This is a genomic window from Leptospira weilii (assembly GCF_006874765.1).
Lineage (GTDB): Bacteria > Spirochaetota > Leptospiria > Leptospirales > Leptospiraceae > Leptospira > Leptospira weilii.
Map to the genome: position 1 here is coordinate 1687501 of NZ_CP040840.1, position 7500 is coordinate 1695000.

The 7500-nt window shown below is 43.6% G+C and carries 8 protein-coding genes (2 of these 8 cut by a window edge); 4 read left to right on the plus strand and 4 right to left on the minus strand.

Annotated features, from left to right (window positions below):
- Both dut and FHG67_RS07970 read right to left on the minus strand, forming a co-directional pair.
- A protein-coding gene (dut, locus tag FHG67_RS07965) for a dUTP diphosphatase (RefSeq protein ID WP_004495402.1) crosses the window boundary here: on the minus strand, window positions 1-151 show its 5' end (the start). It extends 287 nt beyond the left edge of the window; the window shows 151 of its 438 coding nt (coding positions 1-151); it begins with the start codon at window positions 149-151; the stop codon falls past the left edge of the window.
- A 290-nt stretch (window positions 152-441) separates the two neighbouring features.
- Window positions 442-1836, minus strand: a complete 1395-nt coding sequence (locus tag FHG67_RS07970) for a glycine--tRNA ligase (RefSeq protein ID WP_004500324.1) — start codon at window positions 1834-1836, stop codon at window positions 442-444.
- 113 nt (window positions 1837-1949) lie between these two features.
- Here FHG67_RS07970 and FHG67_RS07975 point away from each other — a divergent pair, with 113 nt between their 5' ends.
- The 4 genes from FHG67_RS07975 to FHG67_RS07990 are packed head-to-tail and all read left to right on the plus strand — an operon-like array spanning window position 1950 to window position 6289.
- Window positions 1950-3632: an energy transducer TonB family protein gene (locus FHG67_RS07975; protein ID WP_004495391.1), complete on the plus strand. Its 1683-nt coding sequence runs from the start codon at window positions 1950-1952 to the stop codon at window positions 3630-3632.
- On the plus strand, window positions 3629-4399 hold the full coding sequence (locus tag FHG67_RS07980) for a PrsW family glutamic-type intramembrane protease (RefSeq protein ID WP_142499730.1): 771 nt from the start codon (window positions 3629-3631) through the stop codon (window positions 4397-4399). Before FHG67_RS07975 ends, FHG67_RS07980 begins: the two co-directional genes overlap by 4 nt.
- Entirely contained in the window at window positions 4396-5298 is a 903-nt protein-coding gene (locus FHG67_RS07985; protein ID WP_004500276.1) for a 50S ribosomal protein L11 methyltransferase, read from the plus strand. The genes FHG67_RS07980 and FHG67_RS07985 overlap by 4 nt, the downstream gene beginning before the upstream one ends.
- Window positions 5299-5302: 4 nt before the next feature.
- A complete protein-coding gene (locus FHG67_RS07990; RefSeq protein WP_004500259.1) occupies window positions 5303-6289 on the plus strand; it encodes an adenosine kinase in 987 nt (328 codons plus the stop codon).
- Between the two features lie 344 nt (window positions 6290-6633).
- Here the strand turns inward: FHG67_RS07990 and FHG67_RS07995 are convergent, their stop codons facing one another.
- On the minus strand, window positions 6634-7212 hold the full coding sequence (locus FHG67_RS07995; RefSeq protein ID WP_004500307.1) for an MXAN_6521/LA_1396 family lipoprotein: 579 nt from the start codon (window positions 7210-7212) through the stop codon (window positions 6634-6636).
- Between the two features lie 13 nt (window positions 7213-7225).
- Window positions 7226-7500, minus strand: the 3' end of a protein-coding gene (locus FHG67_RS08000; RefSeq protein WP_004500245.1) for an efflux RND transporter permease subunit. The gene runs 2659 nt beyond the window's last position; 275 of the gene's 2934 nt are visible here — the last part of the coding sequence; its start codon lies beyond the right edge, outside the window; the stop codon is at window positions 7226-7228.

A 7500-nucleotide genomic window follows, 5' to 3' on the forward strand; every position in this document is an offset into this window, starting at 1 on the left:
AGGAAAGTCCGGTTGGAACGAGAACCACTTTGTTCGGTTCCAAGATTAGATTTGAATCCAAACAAGCGTGAACGTCGTAACCCGCCGCGTGTTTTGTCTGTAATACCGGAAGTTCGGCATTCGATCTTAATTTTTGAACCGAAATTTTCATGCGTTTTTTATTCTCCTACTTTTAAAAACGAACGGGATTCTCTTATTTCGGTGCTAAAGAGAATTCCATAATTTTTTCCAGAACTTCGATAACAATTTTTAAATCTGTGGAACTAAAAGTGTATATTATGAAATTCTGATAAATGCCGCAATTTTAACAAGTTCTGTTTTGCCGTTGGCTGTTCCGTAATTGAATTTTGGCGCGACTTTCTATGCTCTGTTTCACGACGCTCAGAAATCGACTATAACATGGATTCGATCATATCGTTTATGAATCGAAAGGATATCCATTTATAACCTCTCAAAGAGCCAGTTCCTGAGACGGGCCACTGGAATTCTTTCCTGAGCCATGCTGTCCCTTTCTCTAACGGTAACGGTATCGTCCTTTAGAGTATCATAATCTACTGTAATACAAAAAGGGGTTCCGATTTCGTCCTGCCTACGATAGCGTTTTCCGATCGCACCGCTGTCGTCGTATTCAACACTTCCAAGCTTGGAAAGATCCGCGAAAATTTCTCTGGATTTTTCAGGCAATCCGTCTTTTTTCATCAAAGGAAAAACGGCCGCTTTTACCGGGGCGATCTTGGGAGAAAAACGAAGGACGGTTCTTGTTTCCCCGTCCGGAAGTTTTTCTTCTTCGTAAGCGTCGGTGACGACGGCGAGAAAAAGTCTGTTTACACCTAATGCGGGTTCAACGACAAAGGGAACGTATTTTTTATTCTGAACCTGATCCTGATATTTCAGGTCTTCGCCGGAGAATTTTTGGTGTTGATTTAGATCGTAATCTGTCCTGGAGGCGATTCCCCAGAGTTCTCCCCAACCGAAGTTGTATTTGAATTCGATATCGGAAGTACCTTCGCTATAAAAAGATAATTCTTCCTTTTCGTGTTCTCTAATTCTTAGATTTTCCTTTTTGATTCCGACCTGTTCGGTCAGCCAATTCATACAATAACTCACCCAGTGAGAAAACCATTCTTTCTGAGTTCCCGGTTCGCAAAAGAATTCCATTTCCATCTGCTCGAATTCTCTCGTTCTAAAAACGAATTGTCGGGCCATGATTTCGTTCCGAAAAGATTTGCCGATCTGAGCGATTCCGAACGGAATCTTTCTTCTGGTGGTGGAGACCACGTTCTTAAAATTTAAAAAAATTCCCTGAGCGGTTTCCGGTCTGAGATAAATATCCAAGGAATCTTCCGCACTCGCGCCGTGAGAAGTTTTGAACATGAGATTAAAGTCTCGCGCTTCGGTGAATGTTCCTTTTTGTCCGCAGTTCGGGCAGGAGAAGTTATTTTCTTTAATGACTTGGTTCATTTTTTCGAGGGTAAGGCCGGTCGCGAATCCCTCTCCCTTTTGATCCTCTAGGAACTTGTCCGCGCGGATTCGGGTCTTACAGTTTTTACAATCGATCAAAGGATCGGTGAAGTTGGAAACATGACCGGATGCTTCCCAAACTTTCGGGTTCAGAAGAATGGAGGAATCGAGACCTACCACGTCTTCTCGGAGATGTACAAAAAATTTCCACCAGAGCTGTTTCAGATTTTGGAGAAGTTCTACGCCGTAAGGACCATAGTCGAAAGTATTGGAAAGTCCTCCGTAAATTTCGGAACCGGGATAAACAAACCCTCTGCGTTTGCAGACGGATACGATTTCTTTCAATGAAGAATCGAGACTTTCTTTCTTTTCCATGCGTCCAGAATTTCGTTCGGGACTTCGGAATAAAGTATTTTAATTCTTCTCTTCGAAGGATTTCTGTTTGCCTATGCTCCTTGTCCGGGTCCAATGGTTGATAGAAATCTGTTTTGCAACGTCCAAGGAGACCTTGCCTGAAAAAGAAACTAGTCATCTTCGGAGTCAATTTCTTATCCTGGAGTTCCCCCTTTCTGGGATTGGGAATTTTTTTCCCTCTCGGCGTACTCTTCGCCTTCCCCAAAGGTAGAGAAGTTCGTTCTTCTGCCTTTGGTTCTTTACTCTTTCAGATTGCCTGCTGGATCGTTCTTTATCCTTTGGAAGTTTCGGCGATCCTTTTTCCGGTTGTGGAAACTTTCGTCCGAACTCTCGTTTTGGATTTGAAAGAGTGGTTGATCGGATTCTATGTTTTGATCGGACTTCTGGTCCTAATCGCTCATTCGGTTTATCTCAAAATACAAAGGAAACGTAAGTCGAAATTTCACTCCGAAGTTTTCGTTCCGGAAGAGAAGATAGAAAGAATTCACTATAAAATTCTCGTCCTTCTTGTCGCGGGTTATCTAACTTCGAGACTAGTCTTTCAAGATCCGTATCGATTGGAATACGGACAACTCGGAATCTTGGAAGATAGTTTTCTGTATTTCTTTTCCGTTTTGATCGCAGGGGACACGCTTTTGAGCAGGGGAAAACAATTCTTCTTGTTCAGAAGACCTTGGAAACTTTTTGAAAAGCAGGCGAGGGTTGCGCGTCATTTTGGCTTTCAGGGGGAATGGGGAAAACGAAAACAAAAGTATTCCAAATTCAGAGACTGGATCTTTCCGGGATGGGGTCATATTTATATCGGAAATCTCTGGAAAGGTTTTTCGATCCTGTTTTTATATCTTCTTCTTTTATTATTTCTCTCGACTTCGTTCTTTTCCTGGCTCGAACCCGCGGATGGAATTCGTTTTCTCATGTCGATGGGTTTAAAACCGGGGATCCGGGATCAAACTTTCTTTAAGATCACTTCGAGCGTAATTCCGATTTTGATTTTTCTCGGGGGAATGATAGGAATTCATATCGTTTCCAAGTTTCTACTGGGCAGGGCCTTTCGTTCGGAACCGGACGATATGACTCCGAGAAGCACATTTATTAGTAATTTATCATATAGTGTTCTGCTTCATTTGATTCTAATGTCTTTGGTTTTGATAATACCGGTAACTCTTCAGAGAAAGAATAAACAAAAGGAATCGGAAAGACAAAGAACTCATTTTACTCCTGAAAATTTGGAATTCTATTTTATCGACCCTAATCTCCCGAGCGAAGTGAAAGGTCTAAACGGCGGAGTCGTATCGGGAACGGAAACTCCGACTCAGAAAGAGGGGGAGAAAATTCCCGAAGATAAACCCGCCGAAGAAGGTCGCGTCAAAGGAGAAGTCAAACAAGTCCGTGGAAAAAAATTACCTTCCACGTATTCGAATTATATCTCCGCAAAGATGAGAGGCCCGGAATCTTTTATGGAATATTGGAGAAGGGCTCCGAGAAATTATTCTTCCGTGGTCGCTTATACTGTAACCCCCGATGGAGAGGTTGTGGACGTGGATCTTGTGGAGGCGTCCGGGTACCCCGAGCAGGATCAGATGACTTTGGAACTGATAGAAAGCCTTTCTCCTCTTATGCCTCCTCCCGGAGCCAGGGGTTATGTTCGAGTCACGGAACTTTTTTGGAACGGAAGCATCGATCCGGAAGCGATGCCTACCCCTCTTCAGAAAGAGCTTGTTACGATGTATGACGGGCGTTATATGGAGGAATTATGAGTTTCGATGTTGCGTTACTCGGCTTTCTTTCCATTTTTCCTTGGGGATTTTTTTTGATCTTGTTGTTTCCGGGAAAGATTACAAGCCGGAAGATCATACTTATTTTTTTCGCTTTTTTTCTAGGCTATCTATCTACGGAAATCGTTTTGAAACTGCATCCGATTTTTTGGCCGGATGTAAAAATCGCGGCGCCCAAGCGTAGCGGGCACATTCTTACACAAACGGCGCATATCGCGTTCATTCAAGCGGGGATGATGGAGGAGTTCTGCAAAGGGATTTTGATCCTTTCTTGCGGACTTCTTTTTGCGTTTGATTGGAAGAAATATCAGTTTCGAAAAGAAATGGTTCTCATCGGAGGATTTGTCGCGCTCGGATTTGCTGGAATTGAAAACGCAAACTACATCTTTTCCGCAAAGGAAGAAGATAGAATCGCCATGTTTGTGGGAAGAACAATCCGGTCTTCGAACGCGCATTTTCTCATCAATCTATGTTTTGCGTTAGCGTTCGTAAAATCCAATCGAAAAGAACCAAAGGAACGGCCACTCGCATTGTTTTTGGCTTTTTTACTCGCAGTGACTCAACACGGACTTTTTAATTTTTTCGTTCTTCCTCAATCGAGGTTTGGCGGTTGGCTTTCCACGGCTCTTTTTGTGGGAATCTGGGTTTGGATCGCAAAAGACTTTCGGGCTTTCGTTCTAAAGGACGAAAACCTAAGTGACACTGTGGTCGATGCGGAAATTCTGGATGAGATCAGAGAGACGATTTGAAATACAGAGAAATCATTTTAAGCATCCCTAAAGAAACCGCGGAGGATTTTACTGCTTTTTTAGATGAGATAGGAGTTGTGGGATATTACGAAATCCTGTTTGATCGAGAAGTTCCGCGTGCTCCGCACGAAGAAATCATTTCGGACGATACGAAATTCCGTGTCTATCTCGCGGAAGAAGACAACGAAAACGAAACCAAAATTCTCATCTATCTAAAGGTAAATGCTGGTGAGGCTTTCTTTTCGGAATCCAGATGGATCGAGACCAAAGAATACGAGGAAGCTTATAAAGAATTTTATAAACCTTTTATCGTAGGCTCCTATCGGGTAATTCCCACTTGGGAAAAGGACACCGCGTTAGGCACAACTCCCGAAGGGGTTTTCCCTTTACTCGTCAATCCCGGACTCGCATTTGGAACCGGACATCACGAGACGACCCGTCTTGTTTTGGGAAGAATGGGAAACTTGAATCTTTTCGGTAAAAAGGTTGCGGACGTGGGAACCGGTTCCGGGATTTTGAGCATTGCCGCGGCGAAGTCGGGAGCTTCCTTTATTTTGGCGGTGGATGTGGATCCGAACAGCGTGAGATCCGCTGCTTTCAATCGGGACGAAAACGATATTTCCTCGGAAGTTTTAGCCGTGGAAGAGGGCGGCTTCGATCATGAAAAGATCCAGAGGCAAACATGGGATCTTTTGATCGCCAATATCACATTTGCCGTATTAAAAGCGAATATTCAAAAAATTGCATCTATTAAAACCGATCATTTTCTATTTAGCGGAGTTATCACCGAACGGTTGGAGGAGTTTTTGGAACTTCTCAAAAGCGAGGTGGGAGGCGAAAGCGTTTTCCTGCAGGAAGACACGGGTTGGGAATTGATCGAATGGAAAAGGAAAGGATAAATCGATGAAACACTACGACGTATTCGGAGTCGGCAACGCACTCGTGGATATTTTGGTTCCTACGGAAGACGTTTTTATCAAACGTTTAGGATTTGAGAAAGGAATCATGACCTTGGTCGATTCCGAAAAACAAGGAGAGGTTTTGACCGCTCTCGAAGGAAGCAAAAAAGAACTTCGTTCCGGGGGAAGCGCGGCAAACACGATGATCGCGCTCGCCAATTCCGGAGGAACCGGAACCTACACCGGAAAAGTTTCCAAGGACACTTACGGAGAATTTTATAAGAAGGACATGGAGCGCGCCGGGATTCTTTTCGAAGTGGTCCCCGAAGATCAGGGACATACCGGAACCTGCGTCGTTTTGACCACTCCCGACGCCGAAAGAACGATGCTCACTCACTTGGGAATTTCCATCACATTACAAAAAACGGATGTAGATTTGGACAGACTCAAGTCCTCCGGCATTTCCTATATCGAAGGATATCTCTGGGATGGTCAGGGAACCAAAGAAGCTTCTCTTTTGACAATGGAAGAATCCAAAAAGAACGGAGTCAAAGTGGCTTACACATACAGCGACCCGTTTTGTGTGAATCGTTCCAGAGAAGACTTTGTTCGTTTAACAAAAGATTACTTTGATATCGTTTTCTGCAACGCGGAAGAAGCCAAAGCCCTTTCTCAAAAGGAAGACAAGCTGGAAGCCCTTAAGTTTATCGCGGGTCTTTCCCCTCTCGTGTTTATGACCGATTCCGCAAATGGAGCCTATTTTGCGGAGAACGGAGTGGTTGCTCACGTTGACGGATTTCCGACGAAACCGATCGATACGACCGGTGCGGGAGATTGTTTTGCGGCGGGTGTTCTTTACGGACTCACTCACGGTTTCAGTTTGGAGAAATCCGCTCGTTGGGGAAACTACGTTGCTTCTCGAATCGTTCAAGAGATCGGTCCGAGGCTCGGAATCAAATTGATGGGACGTCAGGACGAGATTTTAAAGTAATTTTTTAATTTGCCGTTTTTCTAATATAATATGAGTTAGTGGAGCTGCGATTTAGTCGACCGGACTCTCGGCTATAGTCAAGTTATTAGGGTTGTTGAAAAATTAATTCTCCATCCATCTGTTTTTATTGCGTTAAAATGGACAACTGAAACAATTTTGCTCATCTCTACTATGGACTTTTTCAATAAGAATCTGCCCCAAAACGTAGGAGCAATGTAAGCGATTCCGATAAGATCGAATGGTTTTGGGACACGCTCTTATTTTCAGATTCAAACTTGTCGTTGTTATGAATTGCGGTGAACTTAGAACACCGCTCTCTGGGAGGCCCGCGGTATTTGAAAATATTATCTCGCTTCCACTTCGATCTTCTCGTCTTTTTCCTCTTCCGACAAGATTGGACTATCCAGTTTATCCAAAAGATTTTGAAGTAGGAAGAAATACGGATTCACTTTTCCGGCGATTTCCTTTCCGTAAAGTTGCGTGTATGTGTTGATGAGAGATTGATTTTCTTCGATGTTTTTGGGATAAGAATCTTCAGCCAAACCTTCCCAGAGAGTTTCACCTTTCGCGCAATGAATCACTTTTCCAAGCGCGCTCAATTCCACCTTATCGGAAGTTTCTTTTTCGCGGATCTTCAGCTGAAAAATTCCCTGAACTTTTTTGGGGGAGGCTCCGCAGGTTCCGTTTCCGGAGCGGAACGGATATATGATAAATTCCTTATGATGAGAAAGATAGTTCTCTGCGATTTTTGCCGCTAACTGTTTTTCAAAGTTGCCCGCTTCACTTTCCGCTGGAACATATACCGCCAGTCTCTTGAATGTAACCAATTCTTTTTCCCAGATTGGACCCGCTTTTACATATTTAACGGTGCAGTTCGTAATCGTAAAGATCAAACAGAAAAATAGTAAAGAATATCGTAACATTCTGAAATACTCCTTATTTCTTTTTAGCGGTTGCTTTATTGGAAGTAGCCGCTTTTTTCTTGGCACTTTTCTTTTTGGGAGAAGTTGTTCTAGAAACTTCGGTTGTTTGAAGCGTAGAGAGCGGGGTCGCGACTCCGTCGGAAGAATTCGGTTCTTCCTCTCCGAAACCGATCGGTTTGGATTCTTGTTCCTCTTCTTTTCTGGAACGATAGACGATTTCAAGAATGGCCGGGACGAGAGTGAGTGCGATTAGCAAGGAGGAGGCGATCCCGATACTCGCTACAATAC

What these genes read in the sequence shown, in the direction of transcription:
- FHG67_RS07970 (WP_004500324.1), bottom strand. Translation starts at nt 1,836, where the DNA reads ATGGAAAAGAAAGAAAGTCTCGATTCTTCATTGAAAGAAATCGTATCC.
- FHG67_RS07980 (WP_142499730.1), top strand. Translation starts at nt 3,629, where the DNA reads ATGAGTTTCGATGTTGCGTTACTCGGCTTTCTTTCCATTTTTCCTTGG.
- FHG67_RS07990 (WP_004500259.1), top strand. Translation starts at nt 5,303, where the DNA reads ATGAAACACTACGACGTATTCGGAGTCGGCAACGCACTCGTGGATATT.
- FHG67_RS07995 (WP_004500307.1), bottom strand. Translation starts at nt 7,212, where the DNA reads ATGTTACGATATTCTTTACTATTTTTCTGTTTGATCTTTACGATTACG.